The organism is Streptomyces sp. NPDC006265 (assembly GCF_040613555.1).
Classification (GTDB): domain Bacteria; phylum Actinomycetota; class Actinomycetes; order Streptomycetales; family Streptomycetaceae; genus Streptomyces.
Genome location: NZ_JBEXSH010001532.1, coordinates 1 through 1,054 on the forward strand (window position 1 = coordinate 1; position 1,054 = coordinate 1,054).

Annotated in this window: 1 protein-coding gene; it reads right to left on the reverse strand. The window is 73.1% G+C overall.

All coding sequences use genetic code 11. The features are described 5' to 3' along the window. Positions 1–1,054: GAF domain-containing protein (locus ABZ281_RS50405; protein WP_356665662.1), on the reverse strand; the 1,054-nt coding region annotated here is incomplete at both ends.

Sequence of the window (1,054 nt, forward strand, 5' to 3'; positions counted from 1 at the left end):
GCTCGGGCAGGTTGCGGGGAAGCAGGCTGCGCTGGAGGGTCACGGCCATGCTGTGCTCGCGGGTGTAGCGGCGCGCGTTGTCGATGGAGACGGCGGCCCGGGTGACCAGTTCCTCGGCCAGGGCCAGCTCGTCGGTGTCGAACGGTTCCTGCTTCTCGTAGCGCCAGAAGCTGACCACCCCGAGCACCAGGGCGCCGGCCCGCAGCGGCACGGTGATCAGCGAGTGGATGCCGTACGTGACGATCTGCGCGGAGCGATCGAGGTCCTGCGCCCGCCAGCCCGGGGCCTTGCTCAGCCGGGGCTCCAGGACCGGGCTGCCTGTGGCGAGGCTGCGGCCCTGCGGGGAGGACTCGACGAACCTGATGCGCTCGCCGACCGGGTAGAGCGGCGCGTCCTTGCGGATCCCGCTCACCGCCGTACGGCTGAGCGCGGCCACCGCGTTCGGCTGCCCACCGCCCAGTACCGCGTCGAACAGGTCCACGGTGACGAAGTCGGCGAACCGGGGCACGGCCAGTTCGGTGAGTTCCTCGGCTGTGCGGGTCACGTCCAGGCTGGTCCCGATGCCCACTCCGGCGTCGTAGAGCATGTTGAGTCGCTCGCGAGCGGTCTCGGCCCGCCCGGACAGGGCCCGCAGTTCCGTGGAGTCGCGCAGGGTGGCGACGCTGCCGGGCGGGACGCCCGCACGGTCCGTGGTCCGCTGGTTGATGGCGAGGAGCCGGTCCCCGACCAGGTGCACTTCGTCCGTGGCGAGGCGTCCGGAGGCCAGCAGGTCGGCGGTACCCGGGTCGAGACCGAGGCTGAGGACGTGCCGGCCCTCGGCGTCGGCGGGCAGCGCGAGCAGGCGGTGTGCCTCGTCGTTGGCGAGCAGCAGGGTGCCCCCGTCGTCGACGATGAGCACGCCCTCGCGAACGGCGTGCAGCACGGCGTCGTGGTGTTCGTACATCCGGGTCATCTCGTGCGGTCCGAGCCCGTGGGTCTGGCGCAGCAGCCGCCGGCTCACCAGCGCGGCACCCGCCGTCGCCAGGGCGAGCGCCACGGCGGCGGCCGCGAGCAC